The sequence below is a fragment of the Ectopseudomonas composti genome (assembly GCF_001567565.1).
Classification (GTDB): Bacteria; Pseudomonadota; Gammaproteobacteria; order Pseudomonadales; family Pseudomonadaceae; genus Aquipseudomonas; species Aquipseudomonas composti_A.
Map to the genome: position 1 here is coordinate 104,041 of NZ_LSSW01000020.1, position 23,142 is coordinate 127,182.

Sequence of the window (23,142 nt, forward strand, 5' to 3'; positions counted from 1 at the left end):
TCAATGCTGGATTAGCGCAAGGTGCCTAAGATACTGCAAAACCCCTGCCGCAGCAGGGGTTTGTTGGTCCGTAGCGCCTCGTTCAGGCGTCTGGCGGACGGCGCAACAGGCTGGCGGCCATCGCCGCCAGCAAGCCGACTCCCAGCAAGAGTACAGCCCAGAGTCCCCAGCGCTGCCAGTGCTGAGTGGAGCCCGCTTGCGAATCGACCGGGGCGCCAAGCGGTTCGGCCAACTCGGCACGCCCCAGGCTGGCCAGCCGTTGCGCCTGATAACCGGGAATCAGGGTTTGCAGCGGCAATGCCGCCGACTGTGCATTTAGGCGGCCCAGCGCCAGTCGATAGGGCGCTTCGCCGCGGGCGAGAAACACCAGCTGCGTGGCGCGCAGGGCAACCCGCATGTCTGGCGTATCCGCGCCCAAGCCGCCACCACGGGCATCCACTTGCACACGCAGCTGGCGCACTGGCCAGCCGGGCAGGGCCAATTCATCGTTGACCACCTCGCGCCCGGCCTCCGGTAGCCGATAGAGAACCCCGCTGACCAGCTGACGCCAGGCGCCCTGGTCGCTAGTACGCGCCTCGAAACGCAGCGGCGCCAGGGTATTGCTCTGCGGCAACTCGATACGTAGCCGCTCCAGCGGTAGAGCCAGCGGCAACTGCCACTGGTACTGCCCCTCACCATTGGCCTGTGCCGGCATGGCCTCGGACCACACCAGAGGCGCCGCCTGATGATCCTGCCGTTGACTGCGCAGGGTGACGGCCTCCAGTTGCGGGGCCAGGGTAGGATTGCTCCACAGCAGGCGCAGATAGCGGGCACGCTGCCCGGGCAACTCGACCTGGCGCTGATCGATGCGCTCGTCGGCAAAACTCAGGCGGGCCACCTGCCCTTCTCCCCAGCTGCGCCAGTGCTGCAGGTCGTCGCTGGCCTCGATGCTGAAACGCTGGAATCCGTCTTCGGCTGCGCTCCACTCCAGGTTCAGACTCACCAGCGGCGCATCGATGGCGCTGGCATCGAGCAGCCAGCCCCGCAACTGCTGCCCGCTTGTCGCCGGCGCATCGCCACGCAGCTCGATCAGGGTACCGCTGGTACTGCGCTCGACGCGTAACGCGGGCATCTCCTGAGCATCGACACGCCCCCGTAGCGGAAACCAGCGCACGCCGTGTTCCTGCTCATGCTGCAGCGTCTCGCTGTGCCCCGGAATCAGCGCATAGGCCTGCATCTGGTCTTTGCTGTCGAATACGCGCAGATCGCGCAAATCGCCATAGCCGGCAGCGAGGTGAGCAGCGAATGGCAGCTCCAGGCGATACCAGGGCCCCTCACCAGCAAGTTGCAGGGCGGCACTGTGCCGATAATCCTGCAGCTGCTCGCTGGCCTGGCCGAGTGTACTCAGCGATAAACCCAGAAGCAGGCCCCAACGGATGAACCTCATACGGCAGACTCCTGTTCCTTGGCCGCAGTATCGTCGGCCTTGCGCGGCGGCAGCGGGGCGAAATAGCCCACCACCAGCAGCAGCACCCCGACCCCGATGAACGACACGATGCGCTCCAGACCGCCGCGGTTACCCAGCTCGACGAAGAACAGCTTGGCCACCACCAGGGCAATCAGTGCAGCGCCGACCAGCCACAGCTCGCGACGTACGCGCAGATGGCCCGACAGCATCAATGCCAGGGCGATCAGGGTCCAGACAATGGACCAGCCAGCCTGTGCCAGCATCGAGTCCAATAGCGCCGACGTCTGCCAGGGCACGCCGCCCCAGTGATGCGCCGAACGCATCACCATCACTGTCAGCAGCGCGAACAGCGACACCCCTGCCACGCCCTGCACCAATTGCTGCGCACGCACAGGTTCCAGACCAAAGCGCGGCAGCGCATCACGCGCCCAGACGAACAGCGCACCCAGGCACAGCAGCAGGCCCAGCTCCAGCGGATTGATGAGCGGCAAGTAGGGCAACGGGTCACTGTCGCCGGCGCTGTTGGCATTAGCCAGCCAGAACCAGATGAGCATCAGTGCGGCCAGCGGCGCCGCCGCCCACAGGCGGTATTCGCGCTCGAAGCTGGCAATCGGCCAGGGCAAGCGCCGCGCCTGCGCCATCGCCCACAGGTAAGCGGTGGGCAGCAGCGCCCAGCCCAGCCAGCGCCAGGCGTTGTAGTGATCGGACAGGCTCAGCAGCAGGTAACGCAGCTCCAGCGCCAACACAGCGATCAGCAACCAGCAGCCGAGCACATGGGCAACGCTGGCCGCGCTGCTCGGTAGCAACCCGCTCAGGCGCCTCAGCATCAGCAGATGCACGGCGATCACAGCGCCCCAACCCAGCCAGCCGAAGTTCGCCGCCGGGTGATACAGCGGATGCCAGGCATAAGCCAGGATCAGACCTGCCACCGGCGCCAGCAGGCTGCACAGCACGGCCAGGTCGCGCCAACCAGTGCGCAGCGCCAGCAGCATCCAGGCCAGGCTCGACGCGGCGGCCAGTACCAGCAGCGCACTGGCTTGCAGATCGACACTGACGAAGCGCAGCACCTCACTGGCCAGGGCCAGCGCCCACCAGGCCGCGCCCCAAGCCAGCAAAAGCTGACCCAAGCGTTGCAGACTGATGCCATCGAGCCCAGTTTCCCGCCCACTGTGCGCCAGACTGTGCAAGCGCCAGGCGCCGATCTGCGCAGCCAGGCCAAGCACTGCCGGCGTCCAGAAACCGGTGTGTGCGAGCGGTGACAGGCCCTCGCCACTGATGCCCGAGAGCAGCAGCGGCCCTGCCGCGAGGAAGGCCAGGCCAGCGAAAACCTGCAGCACCAGGCTGAACAGGAAGGCCGCGCGCTGCTGCAGATACAGCGCCAGCCACAGAATCAACAGCCCGGTGCCGCCCCACACCGCGGCAGCCGCCACCCAGGGCAGCACGAACAGCACCGCCAGGTTGATGAACACCAGCCCCACCAGCATCACCATCGACAGGGCACCGAGCAGACGGCGATTGTCGCGGATCTGCGGATCACGCGCGGCCAGCAGCATCCCGGCGATCAGCCCCAGGCCGACCATCGACGCTGCCAGCAGGCCGAACCAACCAGCGCTGAAGCCGCCACGGCCGAACAGTGAATCCAGTGCCATCTGGCCGAGGAACAGCAGGCCACCGAGCAACTGGATGAAGAAGGCGCTGTAGACGAAGCTCGGTGCCGCGATACGCAGGCCGACGAACAGCGTCGCAAGGCCGGCCAACGCCCAGGCGATGGCGGTGCCGGGTGCCTCGAACAGCAGCGGAGCGATCAGATAGAGAAACGCCAACCCCGCCAGGCCCAGCCAGGGTTGCAAGCGGCTCTCCCGGGCACTGGCGGCCTGCGGCGCCCGGCGTAGCTGCCAATAGCTGAACAGCAGGGCCACACCGAGCATCAGCGCGCCCAGCGGCGAGCCGTCGAGCAGGCGGTCATGGCCGTAATCCAGAGCACTGACGAACGCCAGGGCGGCGCCCAGCTGCAGCAACAGGGCGAACGCACGCGCCAGCGGTCGGCCCTGACGCAGCCCCAGCCAGAAGATGCCGGCGCCCTCCACGGCCCAGGCCGCGCTGGTCCAGCGCGCATCCAGCGCGAGCGGAATGGCCAGGCTGGCGAATACCACGCCGAGCGCCAGGCAGGTTTCCATCAGCAGCAAGGCGCGCTGGCCAGCACGTGCCGTGAGCACCCGCGCCAGCAGCAGATAGAACAGCCCCAGGCCGAGGGCGCTGAATGCAGCGGCGAACTCGATATGCCGCACCAGTGCGACCTGCAGACCGAAGCCGACCAGTGGCGGGCCGAACAGCGTGGTGGCATCGACGTAATCGCCGCGGCGCAGCGACCAGCGCAGCAGTTCGTCGCGTGCCTGCGGGGCATCTGCCGCGTCACGCAGGGTGCGACGGGCGAACAACAGGCCGATGGCCACGTACATCAGGAAGAACAACACCAGGAACGGCTCGGTGCTCCACAGCAGCTCCGGTGTGTAGGAACGCAGACCCCAGGCGAAACCGATGCCGAAGGTGCCGACGAAGCCGATCAGGTTGAGCAGACGCCAGGCCTTGAACCAGGCGATGGCGAAGATGCCGGCATTGAGCAGGGCGAAATAGGAGAACAGCGCGACATGGTTGCCGCTACCAGTGGAGGTGAGAATCGGCGCGGCGAAGCCGCCCAGCGCGGCAGCCGCCGCCAGGCCCAGGGCATTCTGCTGCACGGCGAGAATGGCCGAGAACAGCGTCACCGCCACCAGCAAGCCGAGGGCCATGCCCGGATCGAGCAACGGGTGCAGGCGCATGGCGGCGAACACCGTCAGATAGAGCACGGCGATGCCGGTACCCTGCAGCACCAGGGCATAGCTGCGGTTACGCCGCCGCAGCCACCAGCCAAGACCGAGCAAGGCCAGGGCGCTGGCCGCAACGCCCATGTAGCGCAGCTCGATCGGCACCTCGACGCCTTCGGTGGCGTAACGCAGGAGGAAGGCCAGGCCAAGGAACAACAGCACCACGCCGACCCGCAGCACGGTATTGCCGCCAAACAGCCAGGCCTTGGCCGCCGCGATACCGCGCTCGACCAGGTTCGGCTCGCGCGGCGCTCGCTCGCGCCAGGGGCTTTGCTGTGGGGCAGGCTGCGGCTGGTGGGCGACCTGCGCGGCCAGCGGTGCGGGCTCATCGACAGGTTGCGGCGCTTCGGTTTCCGGCACGGCTTCGAGCGTCCAGTCCAGCTCCGGCACGGGTTCTTCGGCAGCGACCGGCTCGGGCGTAGGCTCGGGAGGCAAGTCGATAACGGGTTCAGCAGGTGCCGGGGCAGGCACTGGCTCAGGCTCGCCGTATTCGCCCTGCTCCACCTTGAGCAGGCGCTCGTGCATGGCGCGGGTGCCGCGCTCGAAACGTTCGGCGAAATCCTTGAGCTGCGCGGCCAGCTGCGCATTGCGCGCCTCCATCCCCTGCAGGCGCAGCGCCTGGCCCAGGCTGAGGCCGATCAAGCCGCCGAGAAGTGCACCGGTGACCGATTCGCTGGCGCCCACGCCGAGCACCAAACCGACCAGCATGAAGATCCATTGCATGCGTTATGTCCCAACCCTGAGAAAGATCGCCTCGCGCACCTAGCAGCCACCCGAGACGGGCACACAGTATAGGAGTCGCATCGACCAACACCCAGAGAGACGACTGCCAAGCCGTTCACAGGCACAACGCATCGCAATCAGCCGCCAGCCGGTGCTTCACAAACGCCACGCGCCCGCTATCATCGCCGCCCCGTGACAGCAGCGGCACCGACCGCACGATAGCCAAACCATGATGAAGCCCCGCCTGATAGCCGCTGCAGAGATCGATCGCCTGGAAACCTGGGCCAAATACACCGCCGACATGTGCCACAGCTGCATCTCCAGTTGCTGCACCCTGCCGGTGGAAGTGCGCTTGAACGACCTGATCCGCCTGGAACTGGTGGACGAGTTCGAACGCAGCGAACCGCCGAAGAACATCGCCAAACGTCTGCAAAAGGACGGCGTGGTGGAGCGCTTCAACCAGAAATCGGGCATTTTCACCCTGACCCGCATGTCCAACAACGACTGCCTGTTCCTCGACCGCAAGACGCGCCTGTGCACCGTCTACGAGAAACGTCCGGACACCTGCCGCCACCATCCCAAGGTTGGCCCACGACCGGGGTACTGCGCGTACAAGCCCAAATAAGGGTTGCCGCGCGGGAGTAACGCGGAGGCGTGCGCCCTAGAGGGCCGCGCGACAGCCTAGGAAGCGCGGCGCAGGCCGATGAGCCGGCCAACACAGTCCGGCTGTGGCAATCCCTGATGCTCGCTGGCCAACTGCCCCACCCTGAGCGCCACTTGCTCGTCGAATGGCGCACCACGGCCAGCTGCGCTGTCGATATTCATCAGCATTTGCTCGCTTTGCGCCAGGCTGGCGTCTTCGCCCGACCGGTAGAGGCCATGGTGGATATGCAGGCGCTTGGCGTCGTGCGCCAGCAGTTGGGTGCGCACTTCTACCCGTTCGCCCTCCTTCACCTCCGCCAGGAAATTGAGGTGGCATTCCAGGGTGTACAGCGTGTGGCCGGTACGGGCGCGGCCGGCCTCATCCAGCCCCAGCACGTCCATCAGCGCATCGGTGGCATGGCTGAAGATCAGCAGGTAGAAGGCATCGCGCAGGTGGCCGTTGTAGTCGACCCAATCGGGGGAAATGATGGTCCGATAGGTTGGTAGATTCATGTTCGGCTTCCGATTAGGCCTTCTCCCCCGGCCCCTCTCTCATAAATGGGAGAGGGGCGCACGATAGGAGGCTGCCCGTAGGGTGCGCCGCGCGCACCGGGAATGACTCGTTTTATTCGGCGAAGGCAAAGCCATGCTTGGCCTTGGTCTGGCGAATCGCCTCCAGCACGGCCAGCAAGCAGTCATCGCGGTAGCGTTCGAGGGCATCCAGGCTGCGCTCACCCTGCTGCTCGGCCGTGCCTTCGACCACCGCGTCGATCAGCCCGTCGGTCAGCTCCGGCGCCTCGAGGTAGGTCCAGGGCAACTTCAGCGCCGGGCCGAACTGCGCCATGAAGTGGCGCATACCCGCCGGGCCACCGGCCAGGGTGTAGGTCAGAAAGCTGCCCATGAACGACCAGCGCAGACCGGCGCCGAAACGGATCGCATCGTCGATCTCACCGGTGGTCGCCACGCCGTCGTTGACCAGGTGCAGTGCCTCGCGCCACAGCGCTTCGAGCAGGCGGTCGGCGATGAAGCCTGGCACTTCCTTGCGTACATGCAGGGGGCGCATGCCCAGCGCTTCGTATACCTTCATGGCCGCCTGCACCGCCTCGGGCGCGGTCTTCGCGCCGCCCACGACCTCCACCAGCGGCAACAGGTACACCGGGTTGAACGGGTGACCGACCACGCAGCGCTCGGGGTGCGCGGCACCTTCATAGAATTCGCTGGGCAGCAGGCCTGAGGTGCTGGAGCCGATCAATACGTCAGGGCGCGCGGCGGCGCTGATCTTCGCGTGCAGTTCGCACTTGAGCTCGAGGCGCTCGGGCGCGCTTTCCTGAATGAAATCGGCAGCGCGCACGCAGTCTTCGATGCTATCGACGAAGCGCAGACGCTCAAGCGAGGCGCCAGGCGCCAGGCCCTGTTTTTCCAGTGCAGGCCAGGCATTGGCCAGGCGCGTGCGCAGTGCCTGTTCGGCGCCGGGCGCCGGGTCCCAGGCGATCACGTCGAGGCCGTGGGCCAGGGCACGGGCGATCCAGCCGGCGCCGATGACGCCGGTGCCGAGAGCAGCGAAGGTCTTGATATCGGTAACGAAGGTCATGGTTGAACTCCGGTAGCCCGGATGCGATCCGGGGAATTGGCGTGAGGAAATGCCCCGGATTGCATCCGGGCTACGGGAGATGCACACAAACCCTCTCCCGATCGCGGGCCGCCCCTGCCCCTCTCCCGCAAGCGGGAGAGGGGAGAAAATCGCTAGCGACGCTTGAGCTTCATCTTTTCCCGGCCCTCGGCCGGGGTCAGGGCGCGGCCGCCGAGGCGCTCGATGATCTCGATGGCGCGTTCGACCAGTTGCCCGTTGCTCGCATGCACACCGCGATCCAGCCAGATGTTGTCCTCCAGCCCCACGCGCACATGGCCGCCGAGCAGCATGGCCTGGGCGACCATGGGCATCTGCATGCGGCCGATGCCGAAGCCGGCCCAGGTGATGCCAGGCGGCAGGTTATCGGCCATGGCCTTCATGGCCGTGGTGTCGGCCGGCGCGCCCCAGGGAATGCCCAGGCACAGCTGGATCAGAGGATCGTCCAGCAAGCCTTCCTTGATCATCTGCTTGGCGAACCAGAGGTGACCGGTGTCGAAGATTTCCAGCTCGGCCTTCACCCCCAGTTCGCTGATGCGTTTGGCGCCGGCACGCAGCTGCGCCGGGGTGGAGACGTAGATGAAGTCGCCGTCGCCGAAGTTCAGCGTGCCGCAGTCCAGGGTGCAGATTTCCGGCAGCAGCTCCTCGACATGCGCCAGGCGGGTGATCGGCCCGACCAGATCGGTGCCGGCACCGAACTCCAGCGGCTGCTCGCCACGGCCGATCTCCAGGTCGCCGCCCATGCCGGCGGTGAGGTTGATGATCACATCGGTATCGCTTTCGCGGATGCGCTCGACCAGCTCGCGGTAAAGCGCCACGTCGCGGCTCGGTTTGCCGGTCTGCGGGTCACGCACATGGCAGTGGGCGACGGTGGCGCCGGCCTTGGCCGCCTCGATGGCGGCGGCGGCGATTTCCTTGGGGGTGACCGGGATCGCCGGGTGCTTGCCGACGGTGTCGCCAGCGCCGGTCACCGCGCAGGTGACGATAACCTCGTAGTTCATCTTCGACTGTCCTTTCCAGGGGCGAACAAGGGCCGACGGCCAGGCCGCAGGCGTTGTACAAAAAAGGGAATCGGCGCCGGTTGAGCCGGCGCCGGTGCATCAGTTACCGGCGACCAATGCGGCGTTGGCGGGCTTGCCATCCAGCGTGGTGACGCCTTGCAGCCAGGCATCGACCACCTTCGGATTGGCCTTGATCCAGTCGCGCGCGACCTGTGCGGCCGGCTTGCGCTCCATGATCGGCTGCATCAACGCGGCTTCCTGTTCGCTGGTGAAGCGTAGGCTGGTGAGCAGCCGGTTGGCATTGGGGCAACGCTCGGCATAGTCCGGCGCGGTGACGGTGGAAACCGTGGCGGCGCCATCGTTGGGGCCGAACACGTCCTCGGTGCCGGTGAGGTAGGTGATCTGCATCGACAGGTTCATCGGGTGCGGTTTCCAGCCGAAGAACACCACCGGCTTGTCGTTACGCACGGCGCGGCCGACGGCGGCGAGCATGCCCGCCTCGCTGGACTCGACCAGCTTGAAACCGCCCAGGCCGAACTGGTTGGAGTCGATCATCTTCTGGATCGCGGTATTGGCGCCGGAGCCGGCCTCGATGCCGTAGATCTTGCCGTCCAGCTGATCCTTGAACTTGGCGATATCGGCCAGGGTCTTCAGGCCCTTTTCAGCGGTGTAGCTGGGCACCGCAAGCACGGCCACGGCATCATCCAGCGATGGCTCGGCCGCGACCTTGACCGCACCGGCCTCGAGGAAGGGCTTGATGTTGTCGTCCATGATCGGCTTCCAGTAGCCGAGGAAGGCATCGATCTGCCCCTTCTGGATACCGGCGAAGATGATCTGTTGCGACGCCTGGGTCTGCTTGGTTTCGTAGCCGAGGCCGTGCAGCAGTTCGCTGGCGACGGCGGTGGTGGCGACCACGTCGGTCCAGCCGACGGCGCCGATTCGAACGTTCTTGCAACTGGCGTCATCAGCCAGCAGGGAGGTACTGAACAGGCTCAGGGTGCAGCACGCGGCCAGCGCGGTAAGACCTTTCATCTGGGTGCTCCTCATCGTGTCACAGCGGTTCTATTTCGTTCTTCTAGAGGCCCTGGAACCTGTTCGCGATCTCGCGCGCCGCAGCGAAAGCAGCCTCGCCAAAACAACTGAGAAACGCTCGGTGTCGCGCTCGATATTGCGCATGGCAAATGAGCATTGCGAGCGAGCTGGCGTTCCAGCTTGTTTTGACGCGGTAGCAGCGACGCGCACAGATCGTGGTCAGGTTCTTGACCCCCACCGTGCTCGGGTTTCTGATCTCCCGATGAAACCACCTTACGCCTCACCCTCGCGCACCATTCGCACTTTGGCGACGCTTTGTTGACCCATGTCGACCAGTTGCTGACGCAGAAGCCGTAATGGCGTATTAATTCCAGGCCGCCCCCGGATCGCATCCGGGCTACCCGTCACCCTGCACCGGTGCCATGCCCCGTATGCCACAAACCTACTGCTTTCTGCTGTTACCCGGCTTCTCGATGATGGGCCTGATGTCGGCGATCGAACCGCTGCGCGTGGCCAATCGCTTTCGTGGCGAGCTGTATCGCTGGCGTCTGCTGAGCCAGGACGGCAACGCCGTGCAGGCGAGCAACGGCATGTCGCTCAACGTCGACGACGGCCTGCAGCTGCCCGATGACTGCCAGGCATTGTTCGTGGTCGCCGGCTTCGAACCGCTGGCGCACTACGACCATCACCTGGCGCACTGGCTGCAACGGCACGAGCCTGAACTGGCAATCCTGGGCGGCATCGACACCGGCGGCTTCCTGCTGGCCGAGGCCGGGCTGTTCCAGCACCAGCGCCTGACCCTGCACTGGGAAGCCATCGATACCTTTCGCGAGCGCTATCCGGCGCTGCTGGTCACCCAGGAACTGTTCGAGATCGACGGCAAGCGCATCACCAGTGCGGGCGGCACCAGCAGCCTCGACCTGATGCTCGGCCTGATCAGCCAGGCACATGGCGAACCGCTGGCCGTAAAGATCTCCGAGCAGTTCGTGGTCAGCCGCATCCGCACTCGCCTGGATCACCAGCGCATGCAGGTGGCCAGCCGCTACGACCTGCACAACAAGAAGCTGGTGCGGGTGATCGGCGAGATGGAGCGCCAGTGCGAGCAGCCGCTGCCCAACGAGGCGCTGGCCGATCAGGCGGGCATCAGCGTGCGCCAGCTGGAACGCCTGTTCCGCCACCACCTGGCAACCACGCCGTCGGCCTTCTACCTCGGCCTGCGCCTGGACAAGGCACGCCAGCTGTTGCGCCAGAGCGATCTCAGTGTGCTGGAGGTAAGCCTGGCCTGCGGCTTCGATTCGGCGTCGTACTTCTCGCGCTGCTACCGCAGGCGCTTCGCCACCAGTCCCAGCCAGGATCGCCACGAACGACCTGCGCCCTAGGCACAGCGTCAGCCGCTTGCCGTCTCAAAACGACGCGCTTCGCAGGCCGTTTGTGCCGATGACGAGGTGCGCCGAGGCCGCGTATCCATTCGCGACCTCGGCTTGACGCTTTCGGCAAACCCCCAGTCGTTTTTGCACCGGGTCACCTTGCCCCCCAGGGATAAGCTCTCCCCAAAGCGCCGACAGCCGACTCGGCGCATCCGTATTAGGGGACAAGCCTGATGAGCCCAGCCGAATTGCACGCCGACAGCATCGTCATCGACGGTCTGATCATTGCCAAATGGAACCGCGAACTGTTCGAAGACATGCGCAAGGGCGGCCTGAGCGCCGCCAACTGCACGGTGTCCGTATGGGAAGGTTTCCAAGCCACCGTCAACAGCATTGCCGCCAGCAGCAAGCTGATCCGCGAGAACAGCGACCTGGTCATGCCGGTACGCACCACTGCCGACATCCGCAAGGCCAAGGAGCAGGGCAAGACCGGCATCATCTATGGCTTCCAGAACGCCCACGCGTTCGAAGACCAGATTGGCTACGTCGAAGTGTTCAAGCAGCTCGGCGTGGGCATCGTGCAGATGTGCTACAACACCCAGAACCTGATCGGTACCGGCTGCTACGAGCGTGACGGCGGCCTGTCCGGCTTCGGTCGCGAGATCGTCGCCGAGATGAACCGCGTCGGCATCATGTGCGACCTGTCGCACGTCGGCTCCAAGACCAGCGAGGAAGTCATCCTCGAGTCGAAGAAGCCGGTGACCTACTCGCACTGCCTGCCCTCGGGCCTGAAAGAACACCCGCGCAACAAGTCCGACGAAGAACTGAAGTTCATCGCCGACCACGGCGGTTTCGTCGGCGTGACCATGTTCGCGCCGTTCCTGGCCAAGGGCATCGACTCGACCATCGACGACTACGCCGAAGCCATCGAGTACGTGATGAACATCGTCGGTGAAGACGCCATCGGTATCGGTACCGACTTCACCCAGGGCCACGGCAAGGAATTCTTCGAATACCTGACCCACGACAAGGGTTACGCCCGCCGCCTGACCAACTTCGGCAAGATCATCAACCCGCTGGGCATCCGCACCGTGGGCGAGTTCCCCAACCTCACCGAGACCCTGCTCAAACGCGGCCATTCCGAGCGCGTTGTGCGCAAGATCATGGGCGAGAACTGGGTACGCGTACTTGCCGACGTCTGGGGCGAATAAGCCCTTTCCAATCCAATTTCTGTAGGAGCGGCCTCAGCCGCGATTCGTCCCCAAGGGCGGAATAGCCAGAGGCTTCGCGGCTTAGGCCGCTCCTACCGCTCAAACTCAGGAGTTATCCAACATGTCCACCCACGCCCCCGAAATGCCCATCCTGGTCGACGACGAAACCGGCGTATGGACCACCGACGCCCTGCCGATGCTGTACGTGCCGCGTCACTTCTTCGTCAACAACCACATTGGCATCGAGGAAGTGCTCGGCGCCGACAAGTACGCCGAGATCCTCTACAAGGCCGGCTACAAGTCCGCCTGGCACTGGTGTGAGAAGGAAGCCGAGTGCCATGGCCTGTCCAGCGTAGCGGTATTCGAGCACTACATGAAGCGCCTGTCGCAGCGCGGCTGGGGCCTGTTCAAGATTCAGTCGATCGACCTCGAGGCCGGCACCTGCGAAGTGCGCCTGGACCACTCGGCCTTCGTCTATGTCTACGGCCAGTGCGGCCGCCCGGTCGACTACATGTTCACTGGCTGGTTCGCCGGCGCCATGGACCAGATTCTGCAAGCCCAGGGCAGCAGCATCCGCACCGTCGCCGAACAGGTCTACGGTGCCTCGCAGGAAGGCCACGACCACGGCCTGTTCCGCGTCAAACCGCTCTAAACACAATAAAGGTAGGAGGGAGGGCTTCGCCGTACTGAAGCACCTCTCGACAAGAAGACCCCAGGCCGCTTTTCCGTGAGGGTGCCGCAATGGCTTTTGAAGCAATGTTCCAGCCGATTCAAATCGGCAAACTGACGATCCGCAACCGCGTGCTCTCCACTGCGCACGCCGAGGTCTACGCCACCGATGGCGGCATGACCACCGAGCGCTACGTCAAATACTACGAAGAGAAAGCCAAAGGCGGTATCGGCCTGGCCATCTGCGGCGGCTCGTCCGTGGTTGCCATCGACAGCCCGCAGGAGTGGTGGAGCTCGGTCAACCTGTCCACCGACCGCATCATCCCGCACTTCCAGAATCTCGCTGACGCCATGCACAAGCACGGCGCCAAGATCATGATCCAGATTACCCACATGGGCCGCCGCTCGCGCTGGGACGGTTTCAACTGGCCGACCCTGATGTCGCCGTCTGGCGTCCGCGAGCCGGTACACCGCGCCACCTGCAAGACCATCGAGGTAGAGGAAATCTGGCGCATCATCGGCAACTACGCCCAGGCCGCACGTCGCGCCAAAGAGGGTGGCCTGGACGGCGTCGAACTGTCTGCCGTGCACCAGCACCTGATCGACCAGTTCTGGTCGCCGCGCGTGAACAAGCGTACCGACGAATGGGGCGGCACCTTCGAGGGCCGCATGAAGTTCGGCCTGGAAGTGCTCAAGGCCGTGCGCGCCGAAGTCGGCGACGACTTCTGCGTGGGCATGCGCATCACCGGTGACGAATTCCACCCGGACGGCCTGTCCCACGAGGACATGAAGCAGATCGCCGCCTACTACGACGCCACCGGCATGCTCGATTTCCTCGGTGTGGTCGGTTCCGGCTGCGACACCCACAACACCCTGGCCAACGTCATTCCGAACATGAGCTTCCCGCCGGAGCCTTTCCTGCACCTGGCGGCCGGCATCAAGGAAGTGGTCAAGGTTCCAGTGCTGCACGCACAGAACATCAAGGACCCGAACCAGGCCACGCGCATCCTCGAAGGTGGCTACGTGGACATGGTCGGCATGACCCGCGCGCACATCGCTGACCCGCACCTGATCGCCAAGATCAAGATGGGCCAGATCGACCAGATCAAGCAGTGCGTCGGCGCCAACTACTGCATTGACCGCCAGTACCAGGGCCTGGACGTGCTATGCATCCAGAACGCCGCCACCAGCCGTGAATACATGGGCGTGCCGCACATCATCGAGAAAACCACCGGCGTCAAGCGCAAGGTCGTGATCGTCGGTGGTGGCCCGGCCGGTATGGAGGCAGCCCGCGTCGCCGCAGAACGTGGCCACGACGTGACCCTGTTCGAGAAGCAGGAACAACTGGGCGGCCAGATCACCCTGGCCTCCAAGGCACCTCAGCGCGATCAGATCGCCGGTATCACTCGCTGGTACCAGTTGGAATTGGCGCGTCTGGGCATCGACCTGCGCCTGGGCACCGGTGCCGACGAGGCGAGCATCCTCGACCTGCGTCCGGACATCGTGGTACTGGCCAATGGCGGTCATCCGTTCCTCGAGCAGAACGAACACTGGGGCGCAGACGAAGGTCTGGTGGTGAGCAGCTGGGACGTGCTTTCGGGCAAGGTCGCACCGGGCAAGAACGTGCTGGTGTACGACACCATCTGCGAATTCACCGGTATGTCCGCAGCCGACTTCCTCGCCGACAAGGGCGCACAGGTGGAGATCGTCACCGACGACATCAAGCCGGGCGTGGCCATCGGCGGCACCAGCTTCCCGACCTACTACCGCAGCCTGTACCCGAAAGAAGTCATCATGACCGGCGACCTGATGCTGGAGAAGGTCTACCGTGAAGGCGACAAGCTGGTCGCCGTACTGGAGAACGAATACACCGGCGCCAAGGAAGAGCGCGTGGTCGACCAGGTGGTGGTGGAGAACGGCGTACGTCCTGACGAATCGCTGTACTACGCCCTCAAGGAAGGCTCGCGCAACAAGGGTCAGATCGACGTCGAGGCACTGTTCGCGATCAAGCCGCAACCCTGCCTGTCCGAGGCGGGCGACGGTTACCTGCTGTTCCGCATCGGTGACTGCGTGGCCCAGCGCAATACCCACGCGGCGATCTACGACGCCTTGCGCCTGTGCAAGGACTTCTGATGCCGGTCTCCCCTCTCCCGCTTGCGGGAGAGGGGTCGGGGGAGAGGGGTCGTTGGGCAATGATTTTCGCTCTTTGCTCCCCCTCTCCCTAACCCTCTCCCCGCAGGGGCGAGGGGACTGAACCGTGTTGTTTTCCGGTCCCGCGAAGGAGACCACTAGATGTTGAACACCATCCTCCCCATCCTGCTCTTCGCCGCCCTGGCCCTTGCGGTCATTGGCGCGGCCAAGCGCTTCTTCATGTGGCGTCGCGGTCGTCCCGCCAAGGTCGACTGGATCGGCGGCCTGCTGAAAATGCCGAATCGCTACCTGGTGGACCTGCACCACGTGGTCGAGCGCGACAAGTACATGTCCAAGACCCACGTGGCCACCGCCGGTGGTTTCGTCCTGGCAGCGGTACTGGCCATCGTCGTGCACGGTTTCGGCCTGCATAACCGCATCCTCGGCTTCGCCCTGCTGGCGGCCACGGTACTGATGTTCGTCGGCGCCCTGTTCGTCGCCAAGCGTCGCCTCGACCCGCCAGCGCGGCTGTCGAAAGGCCCGTGGATGCGCCTGCCGAAAAGCCTGCTGATGTTCGCCGCCAGCTTCTTCATCGCCACACTGCCGGTGGCCGGCATCCTCCCCGAGAACTTCGGTGGCTGGGTAATGGCGATCATCCTCGCCGTTGGCGTGGCCTGGGGCGTGTCCGAGCTGTTCTTCGGCATGACCTGGGGCGGGCCGATGAAGCACGCCTTCGCCGGTGCCCTGCACCTGGCCTGGCACCGCCGCGCCGAGCGTTTCGGCGGCGGTCGCTCGACCGGCCTGAAAGCCCTCGACCTGGACGATCCGAAAGCACCGCTGGGCGTGGAAAAACCCACCGACTTCACCTGGAACCAGCTGCTCGGCTTCGACGCCTGCGTGCAGTGCGGCAAGTGCGAGGCCATGTGCCCGGCCTTCGCCGCCGGCCAACCGCTGAACCCGAAGAAGCTGATTCAGGACATGGTCATCGGCCTGGCCGGTGGCAACGACGCCAAGTTCGCCGGCAGCCCCTACCCGGGCAAGCCGCTGGGCGAACACAGCGGCGGTCCGCACCAGCCCATCGTCGACCTGGGCGGCAAAGCCCTGGTCGACGCCGAGACCCTCTGGTCGTGCACCACCTGCCGCGCCTGCGTCGAGGAATGCCCGATGATGATCGAGCACGTCGATGCCATCGTCGACATGCGCCGCCATCTGACCCTGGAAAAGGGCGCCACCCCGAACAAGGGTGCCGAGGTACTGGACAACCTGATCGCCACCGACAACCCGGGCGGCTTCAATCCGGGCGGTCGTCTGAACTGGGCGGCCGACCTGAACCTGCCGCTGCTCGCCGACAAGAAAGAGACCGACGTGCTGTTCTGGGTCGGTGATGGCGCCTTCGACATGCGCAACCAGCGCACCCTGCGCGCCTTCGTGAAGATCCTCAAGGCGGCCGACGTCGACTTCGCCGTACTCGGCCTGGAAGAGCGCGACAGCGGTGACGTGGCGCGTCGCCTGGGTGACGAAGCGACCTTCCAGCACCTGGCCAAACGCAACATCGCCACCCTGGCCAAGTACAGCTTCAAACGCATCGTCAGCTGCGATCCGCACAGCTTCCACGTGCTGAAGAACGAATACGGCGCGCTCGGCGGCAACTACCAGGTCCTGCACCACAGCACCTTCATCGAAGAACTGGTACGCAAGGGTTCGCTCAACGTTGGTCAGAGCAAGGCCACCAGCGTGACCTATCACGACCCGTGCTACCTCGGCCGTTACAACGGCGAGTACGAAGCGCCCCGCGCGGTACTCAAGGCCATCGGCATCGAGGTCAAGGAGATGGAGCGTTCCGGCTTCCGTTCACGCTGCTGCGGCGGCGGTGGCGGCGCGCCGATCACCGACATCCCCGGCAAGCAGCGGATCCCCGACATGCGCATGGTCGACATCAAGGAAACCGGTGCCGAACTGGTGGCCGTAGGTTGCCCGCAGTGCACCGCGATGCTCGAAGGCGTGGTCGCACCGCGACCGGAAATCAAGGACATCGCCGAGTTGGTGGCCGAAGTATTGATCGAAGCCACCGAGGTAGCGGCCAAACGGCCGAACGCCAAGCGCGAAGTGGCGGAGGCGCAATGATGAATCTGTCCCTGCGCCATGCGAGCTACCCTGCAGAAGCGGCTGAGCGGCATTGCGCCTCAGCCCTGCAGCTCTCCTTCACGGCCGCGCCTGCACTCATTCTGGAGGTCATGCAATGAGCGACATCATTCGCCGCGACCCACGTGCCGAGTGGATCGCCCGTAACCGCCTGCATCCGCTGCACGCAGCCATGCAGAGCCAGAATCAGACCAGCTGGATGGGCCCCAACGGCATCCTGCGCAAGAACCCGCACGCCATTGCCGCTGGTTTCATCGGCCCGGCCGGCCTCAAGCGCATCGATCGCAGCGGCGCCCAGCAGGGCACCGCCGGCAAACGCAGTAGCGCCAGCGTCGAGGTCCAGCTGCCGCTGCACGTCGTCGAGCAACCGGCCTTCCTGATCTGCGTGGTGCCGGACATGGTCGGCGGTCGCCTGTCCAGTCATGACAAGGACCTGCTCGGCCTGGCCCACAAGCTGGCCGGCGAAGGCGGCGCCGTGGCGGCCGTGGTATTCGGCGAGGACAAGGAAAGTGCCTTCGACACAGCTGGCGTCGACCGCCTGCTGCGCATCACCGGCGATGCCTTCGACGGCTACGCTCCGGAAGCTCGCGTACTGGCGCTGAGCGCCGTGGAAAGCCAACTGGCGCCGCGTCACTGGTTGCTGCCCGACAGCCGCACCGGCGGCGGCGAGCTGGGCCGTCGCCTGGCCGCCAAGCTGGGTGAGCGTCCGGCCACCCGCGTCTGGCAGGTCGCCGGCGAGCAGGTCATCGGCCGCGCAGGCAGTGGCCAGCAGGATATTCAACGCGCACTGCCGCGGCTGATTCTGGCCGCTGCCGAATGCGCCGAGCCCGTCAGCGAAACCCGGCATGAAGCCCGGCCGCTGGAGCTGGCCGAGAAGGTCGCCCACAGCCTGCCGCGCATCGAAGATCTCGGCCCGGTGGCCGTGGACCCGGCGCAGATCCCCATGGCCGAAGCGGAGTTCATCCTCTCCGGCGGCAACGGGGTGAAGGATTGGGACCTGTTCCACCAGGCCGCAGTCGCCCTCGGCGCCACCGAAGGTGCCTCGCGCGTGGCGGTCGACGACGGCTTCATGCCGCGCAACCGCCAGGTCGGCGCCACCGGCACCTGGGTCACCGCTCGCGTCTACCTGGCCGTCGGCATTTCCGGCGCCATCCAGCACCTGCAGGGCATCGGCGCCTGCGACAAGGTGGTGGCGGTGAACATGGACCCCGGCTGCGACATGATCAAACGCGCCGACCTGTCAGTGATCGGGGACTCGGCGGCCATCCTCCAGGCGCTGATGGAGCGAGTCGCCGCCTGGCGCCAGGAGGGCAAGCGTGAAGCAGCCTAATCCTCACAAATACTCCCTCGTGGGAGGGGCTTCAGCCGCGACAGATTGCGCGTACGGCCATATCGCGGCTAATGCCGCCCCCACGGCTCGAGGTTGCCCAAATGACTGATCTGAATATCGTCGCCCTGGTCTCGGTCGGCGCGCACCCGACCTCCGCCCGTGCGCGCCGCGCCGAGCAGGATGCCCGCGCGGTCGAACTCGGCCTGCGCCTGGCCGGGCAGAACCTGCAATTGCTGCACGCCGGCGACCCACAGTCCGAAGCCTTGCGCGGCTACCTGGGCATGGGCCTGGAACAGCTCGACGTGCTGGAACAGCCGGAGGGCGCCGATGCCCTGCCGCTGCTGGTGGATTACCTGCAAGGCAGCCGCACCCAGCTTGTACTGACAGGGAGCCAGGCGGAAACCGGCGAAGGCTCCGGCATGTTGCCGTTCCTGCTGGCCGAACGCCTGGGCTGGCCGATGGTGGTCGGCCTGGCTGCCGTGGAAAAGGTCGAGAACGGCGTGGCCCATGTGCTGCAGGCGCTGCCACGTGGCCAGCGACGTCGCCTCAAGGTCCGCCTGCCCTGTGTCGCCAGCGTCGACAACGCCGCCCCGGTCGCCCGTCAGAGCGCGTTCGGCCCGGCACGACGCGGCCAGATCGAAGCGCACGAGGTCACGGTGGTGGACGATGTACTGCTGGCCGAGGCCAGCCTGCAACCGGCCAAGCCACGGCCCAAACGCCTCAAGGTGATCAAGGCCAAGACCGGCGCTGAACGCATGAAAGCCGCCACGGCCAAGGCCAGTGGTGGTGGCGGTCAGGTCCTCAAGGATGTCTCGCCGCAGGACGGCGCGGAAGCTATCTTCAAGCTACTGGTCGAAGAAGGCGTACTGCGCTAACAGGTGGGCTCGGCCAGCCGTTGGGCGGTGATCGCAGCCAGTCTGGCTGATCACCGTTCACGGCTGGCACCAGCGAATGTCCGGGAGCGAGCGAAGCGGGTACTATCAAGCTCTCGTCCGCGACTGCGAGTGCCACTCGCCTGTTCTGCGAAGCCACATGGGTCAGCACGCCGCTGGTTTCGCCCAAGTGTTTAATCGCCTGCCTTGCCATAAGGAGCACGACCATGATGCATGCCGATCTTATCGACCAGGAAGATTTCCGCGAGCGCCTGGTGGCGCTGGGTCTGAGCATTCCGCCGGGTTCCTCGCCGGAGCAGGCTTGCGAGCTGGCCGTCAGCGGTCTCAGCAGCGAACGCGCCGTGGCCCTGCGCCGCCTGGTGGAAGAGCTGCTCGGAGGTAGCGCCACCCTGCTGCCGAACGTGCGTGAGGCCATCAGCCGCCATCTGTTGCCGGCACTGGTGCCGAAGCCCGCCTGACAGACGCCAGCGGCATATACACCGAGTCAGCCAAGCGGCTCTGTACCGACTTGAGGTCACAAGGTTGCAGTGGCGCTTGCTTCGCAGCGGGGCCGCTCCCTGAAGTGAAGCTGAGCACTCATGAATCACCTTCCACAATGAAAACGGGGCGCCAGTGGCGCCCCGTTTTCATCATCGTTCGACTCAGATACGCACACTGGCAAAAGTCGACTCGCCCTGCGCACGACTGAGCGCCAACACGGCACTGGAATTGACCTGCTGATCGGGAATCGGCAACAGCACCACCAGGTTGTTGCCCTGCTGGCCTGCACGCTCATCACGCGGCGGAATACCAAAGTACTCGCGGTAGCACTTGGAGAAGTGCGGAGTCGATACGAAGCCACAGACCGAAGCCACCTCGATGATCGACATGCTGGTCTGCTTGAGCAGTTGGCGCGCACGGATCAGGCGCAGCTTCAGGTAGTAGCGCGACGGAGAGCAGTGCAGGTATTTCTGGAACAGGCGCTCGAGCTGACGACGCGAAATGTCGACGAAGCAGGCCAGTTCGTCGAGGTCGATCGGCTCCTCCAGATTGGCTTCCATCAGCGCGACGATTTCCTGCAGCTTCGGCTGGTTGCTGCCAAGCATGTGCTTGAGCGGCACACGCTGGTGATCCTGCTCGTTACGAATGCGTTCGTAGATGAACATCTCGGAGATGCCGGCAGCCAGTTCACGGCCGTGCTGCTGGGCGATCAGGTGCAGCATCATGTCCATCGGCGCGGTACCGCCGGAGGAGGTATTGCGATTGCGATCGATGGAGAACAGGCGGGTGGTGATGGCTGCGCGCGGGAAGGCTTCCTGCATCGAGGCCAGACACTCCCAGTGCACGCTACAGTCGTAGCCATCGAGCAGACCGGCCTTGGCCAGCGCCCAGCTACCGGTGCACACGGCACCAAGCTGACGGCCCTGACGCGCCTGGAGCTGCAGCCAGCTGACGTGCTCGCGCTTGACGCTGTGCTGGATGTCCACACCGCCGCAGACGATCACCGCATCCAACGCCGGAGCTTTTTGCATGGCGGCGTCCGGGGTGATCTGCAAGCCATCACTGGCACAGACCGGCAGGCCGTCATGAGTGAGGGTGTGCCAGCGATACAGTTCCTTGCCTGAAAGCTGATTGGCCATGCGCAGGGGTTCCACCGCCGAAGCGAGGGAAATCAGGGTAAAGTTGTCCAGGAGCAAGAAGCCGATGGACTGGGCGACACGGTTCTGGGGTTGTACCCCTTGGTTGAACTGCGACATTGATGAAACCCTCACGCTAAGCACGGTTTCGACCCGCCGATGGCGGGTCGTAGTTTTGTTATGGCGCTGGTTCGCGACCAGCTGGTCATGTTCCTCAGGCAAAGCCCATGCCGAATTTGATCAGTCCTTCAATAAAAAAACATGCCCAAGCCACCCGGGCTTTCCAAGCCTCTGCACAGTACCCGCAAATCATCCAGGAAGCCCGCTCTCAAGGGGCTCTGTGCATTTCGGTAGCACTACTGAGCATACCCCCTACACAGAGGACCAGAAGCAGTAACGGATGGGCGGTAACAGCCGCTCTAAACTGCAGCCCTGGGCAAGATTCGAGCGCACCAAAAGCTGGCGAGAAAAACGTCTCTCGCCCCAGCCTGGATCAAATGCGCTTCGCCTTGAAAAGGACGGTTCTCAGCCGCTTGTCCCGGCACTGGCAGACGGAAGCAGCGCCGCAAAGCGGTCGCCAACTTGCCGGCAGCCGCGCCGACACCCACCTCGACCGAGAGCGGAAATAGGCAATGAACGAAGCACGGCCAGCCTGGGCATGTGGAAGTCGCTTTTCACGATGCAAGCGGCCCGCCATTTGCTTTCTAGTCAGCAACCGAATTCCTCTCTACGAACAGGCAGGTGTGATCCATGAACCGACTCGCTCATTGGCTACTCGCATTTGGCGTCCTTTACGGATCAAGTCTGCAGGCCGCCGAAGCCGAACGCTGTGAGCTGATCACTCTCGCCGACGTCGGCTGGACCGATATCACCATGACGACTGCCGTCGCCCGGCTGGTGCTGACTGACCTCGGCTATCGCACCCAGGTGAAGCGCCTGTCGCTTCCGGAGACCTATCAAGCCCTCGCCCACGGCAACGTCGATGTCTTCCTTGGCAACTGGATGCCGGCGCAGGCCCAGCTGGTAGACCCCCACCTGCAAAGCGGCCGCATCGAAAAACTGCAAACCAATCTGCCCACCGTGCGTTACACCCTCGCCGTGCTCGAGCCTGCTTACAAAGCCGGCCTGCAGGACTTCGCCGACATCCATCGCTTCAAGGACGAGCTGGGCGGCCAGATATTCGGCATCGAGCCGGGCAACGAGGGCAACGGCATGGTCAAGACCATGATCCGCGAGAATGTGTTCGGCTTGCGTGACTTCACCCTGGTGGAAAGCAGCGAGAAAGGCATGCTCAACCATGTCGAACGCGCCCAGCAGATGGGCCGTTCTGCCGTCTTCCTCGGCTGGGAACCACACCCGATGAACGATCGCCTGAAGATGTTCTACCTCTCCGGCGGCGACAAGTATTTCGGCCCCAACTATGGCGCCGCCCAGGTCAACACCGTCGCTCGTGGCGGCTTCACCAACGACTGCCCCAACCTGGCCCAGCTGTTTCGCAATATGACCTTCACCATTGCCGCGGAAAACCAGTTGATGAGCAGCGTACTCGAGGGCAACACCAACCGGCGGCGCGTGGCCAAGAAGTGGATGAACAAGAATCCCGAAATGGTCAACAGCTGGCTCGTGGGCGTGAACAAACGCAGCGAATGAAATTCACATAAAAATCAATAAAAACAACTAAAAATCCGCAAACTCCAGATATGTCGCCAAATAAATCACGACCTTAGCCGACAACGCTCCACCCAGCTGGCGATCGTATCCGCTGCCGGTCTCAATCGACCGGCACGCAAACCTTTTCGACGCAAAATGATCTTTTTCGACGCACTGCTGTCAATTTTTTTCAACACAAGCGCAGCCCCCGTAAAACGGCGCCTGCAGCCCGCCCAACACGCGCAAAACCGCGCCGCACGCGGCTTTCAGGGTTGACCTGAGGGTAAAAAAGTCTGTTAAGGTTTTTAACGCGTGCGCCGCACCACTCAAGCGAAACCTCATTCAGAGAAGGATTCAAGAACCGTGGAACAGCCCCCACATCGACAACTCGATAACGGGGAAAAAACGGCAAACACGCAGCGGTCAGCCCCATGTCGTCGCCCAACATGTCAGAGTCGCAAACCGACAATTGCGCAGGCTCCAAGGCTATATCGTTGAGTCAGCCGATGACGTCGCTGCCGACTCCTGCAGAGGAGCGGCAGACTGGGGCCCCACAACCCCAGACCGAAGAACAGATAAGCGCTGGCCCACCACCACGGGCGCCGGCCGAACAAGAAATTTCGGATGTACGCATGTTCCAGGATGGAACATGAACCTCCAACGGACTGGATTTCGAAACACTGCCAGAGGGTTTGGAAGCGGTTTGCAGCACGGCAAGGCAATGATCACTCACCTACACGATTCAACGGCGCGATGGCCTGCAACTGCAACCGTCAGCGTGTCGTCCGGACGTGCCCG

The 23,142-nt window shown here is 64.4% G+C and carries 17 protein-coding genes; 10 read left to right on the forward strand and 7 right to left on the reverse strand.

The window, feature by feature from the left end; genetic code table 11:
• Positions 1-82: 82 nt before the first annotated feature.
• Together PCLY_RS06485 and PCLY_RS06490 are read right to left on the reverse strand one after the other, a co-directional pair.
• Positions 83-1,426 (reverse strand): DUF3999 domain-containing protein, encoded by a 1,344-nt coding sequence (locus tag PCLY_RS06485; protein ID WP_061238468.1) that lies wholly within the window; start codon positions 1,424-1,426, stop codon positions 83-85.
• Positions 1,423-5,034 (reverse strand): DUF2339 domain-containing protein, encoded by a 3,612-nt coding sequence (locus PCLY_RS06490; RefSeq protein ID WP_061238469.1) that lies wholly within the window; start codon positions 5,032-5,034, stop codon positions 1,423-1,425. Before PCLY_RS06490 ends, PCLY_RS06485 begins: the two co-directional genes overlap by 4 nt.
• Before the next feature lie 229 nt (positions 5,035-5,263).
• Between PCLY_RS06490 and PCLY_RS06495 the strand changes: the two genes are divergently transcribed.
• Positions 5,264-5,659, forward strand: a complete 396-nt coding sequence (locus PCLY_RS06495) for a YkgJ family cysteine cluster protein (protein ID WP_061238470.1) — start codon at positions 5,264-5,266, stop codon at positions 5,657-5,659.
• 56 nt (positions 5,660-5,715) lie between these two features.
• Here PCLY_RS06495 and PCLY_RS06500 read toward each other — a convergent pair whose 3' ends face one another.
• The 4 genes from PCLY_RS06500 to choX form a co-directional block, all read right to left on the reverse strand.
• The gene (locus tag PCLY_RS06500; protein ID WP_061238471.1) at positions 5,716-6,189 is read right to left on the reverse strand and encodes a thioesterase family protein; all 474 of its coding nucleotides are present in this window, start codon (positions 6,187-6,189) and stop codon (positions 5,716-5,718) included.
• A gap of 112 nt (positions 6,190-6,301) precedes the next feature.
• Positions 6,302-7,267, reverse strand: coding sequence for an L-carnitine dehydrogenase (locus PCLY_RS06505; RefSeq protein WP_061238472.1), 966 nt, complete (start codon positions 7,265-7,267; stop codon positions 6,302-6,304).
• A 152-nt stretch (positions 7,268-7,419) separates the two neighbouring features.
• Positions 7,420-8,304, reverse strand: coding sequence for a 3-dehydrocarnitine:acetyl-CoA trimethylamine transferase CdhC (cdhC, locus tag PCLY_RS06510; protein ID WP_061238473.1), 885 nt, complete (start codon positions 8,302-8,304; stop codon positions 7,420-7,422).
• Between the two features lie 99 nt (positions 8,305-8,403).
• On the reverse strand, positions 8,404-9,336 hold the full coding sequence (gene choX / locus PCLY_RS06515) for a choline ABC transporter substrate-binding protein (RefSeq protein WP_061238474.1): 933 nt from the start codon (positions 9,334-9,336) through the stop codon (positions 8,404-8,406).
• A 431-nt stretch (positions 9,337-9,767) separates the two neighbouring features.
• On the opposite strand from choX, the gene PCLY_RS06520 reads away from it, so the two are divergent.
• The 8 genes from PCLY_RS06520 to PCLY_RS06555 all read left to right on the forward strand — a co-directional run bounded on the left by PCLY_RS06520 (position 9,768) and on the right by PCLY_RS06555 (position 19,536).
• Positions 9,768-10,715, forward strand: coding sequence for a GlxA family transcriptional regulator (locus PCLY_RS06520; protein ID WP_061238475.1), 948 nt, complete (start codon positions 9,768-9,770; stop codon positions 10,713-10,715).
• Between the two features lie 221 nt (positions 10,716-10,936).
• Complete coding sequence (locus PCLY_RS06525; protein WP_061238476.1) at positions 10,937-11,914, forward strand: dipeptidase; 978 nt, start codon at positions 10,937-10,939, stop codon at positions 11,912-11,914.
• A gap of 121 nt (positions 11,915-12,035) precedes the next feature.
• A complete protein-coding gene (locus tag PCLY_RS06530; protein ID WP_061238477.1) occupies positions 12,036-12,566 on the forward strand; it encodes a 4-vinyl reductase in 531 nt (176 codons plus the stop codon).
• An 89-nt stretch (positions 12,567-12,655) separates the two neighbouring features.
• Positions 12,656-14,716: a dimethylglycine demethylation protein DgcA gene (gene dgcA, locus PCLY_RS06535; protein ID WP_061238478.1), complete on the forward strand. Its 2,061-nt coding sequence runs from the start codon at positions 12,656-12,658 to the stop codon at positions 14,714-14,716.
• A gap of 159 nt (positions 14,717-14,875) precedes the next feature.
• Entirely contained in the window at positions 14,876-16,837 is a 1,962-nt protein-coding gene (gene dgcB, locus PCLY_RS06540; RefSeq protein WP_061238479.1) for a dimethylglycine demethylation protein DgcB, read from the forward strand.
• Positions 16,838-16,952: 115 nt separating this feature from the next.
• On the forward strand, positions 16,953-18,185 hold the full coding sequence (gene etfA, locus PCLY_RS06545) for an electron transfer flavoprotein subunit alpha (protein ID WP_061238480.1): 1,233 nt from the start codon (positions 16,953-16,955) through the stop codon (positions 18,183-18,185).
• 101 nt (positions 18,186-18,286) lie between these two features.
• Positions 18,287-19,060 (forward strand): electron transfer flavoprotein subunit beta, encoded by a 774-nt coding sequence (etfB, locus tag PCLY_RS06550; protein ID WP_061238481.1) that lies wholly within the window; start codon positions 18,287-18,289, stop codon positions 19,058-19,060.
• A gap of 224 nt (positions 19,061-19,284) precedes the next feature.
• Positions 19,285-19,536 (forward strand): hypothetical protein, encoded by a 252-nt coding sequence (locus PCLY_RS06555; protein WP_061238482.1) that lies wholly within the window; start codon positions 19,285-19,287, stop codon positions 19,534-19,536.
• Between the two features lie 183 nt (positions 19,537-19,719).
• On the opposite strand, the gene gbdR is transcribed toward PCLY_RS06555, so the two are convergent.
• Complete coding sequence (gene gbdR, locus PCLY_RS06560; RefSeq protein ID WP_061238483.1) at positions 19,720-20,814, reverse strand: choline metabolism transcriptional regulator GbdR; 1,095 nt, start codon at positions 20,812-20,814, stop codon at positions 19,720-19,722.
• Positions 20,815-21,444: 630 nt separating this feature from the next.
• Here gbdR and PCLY_RS06565 point away from each other — a divergent pair.
• On the forward strand, positions 21,445-22,344 hold the full coding sequence (locus PCLY_RS06565) for a glycine betaine ABC transporter substrate-binding protein (protein ID WP_061238484.1): 900 nt from the start codon (positions 21,445-21,447) through the stop codon (positions 22,342-22,344).
• Positions 22,345-23,142 lie beyond the last annotated feature (798 nt).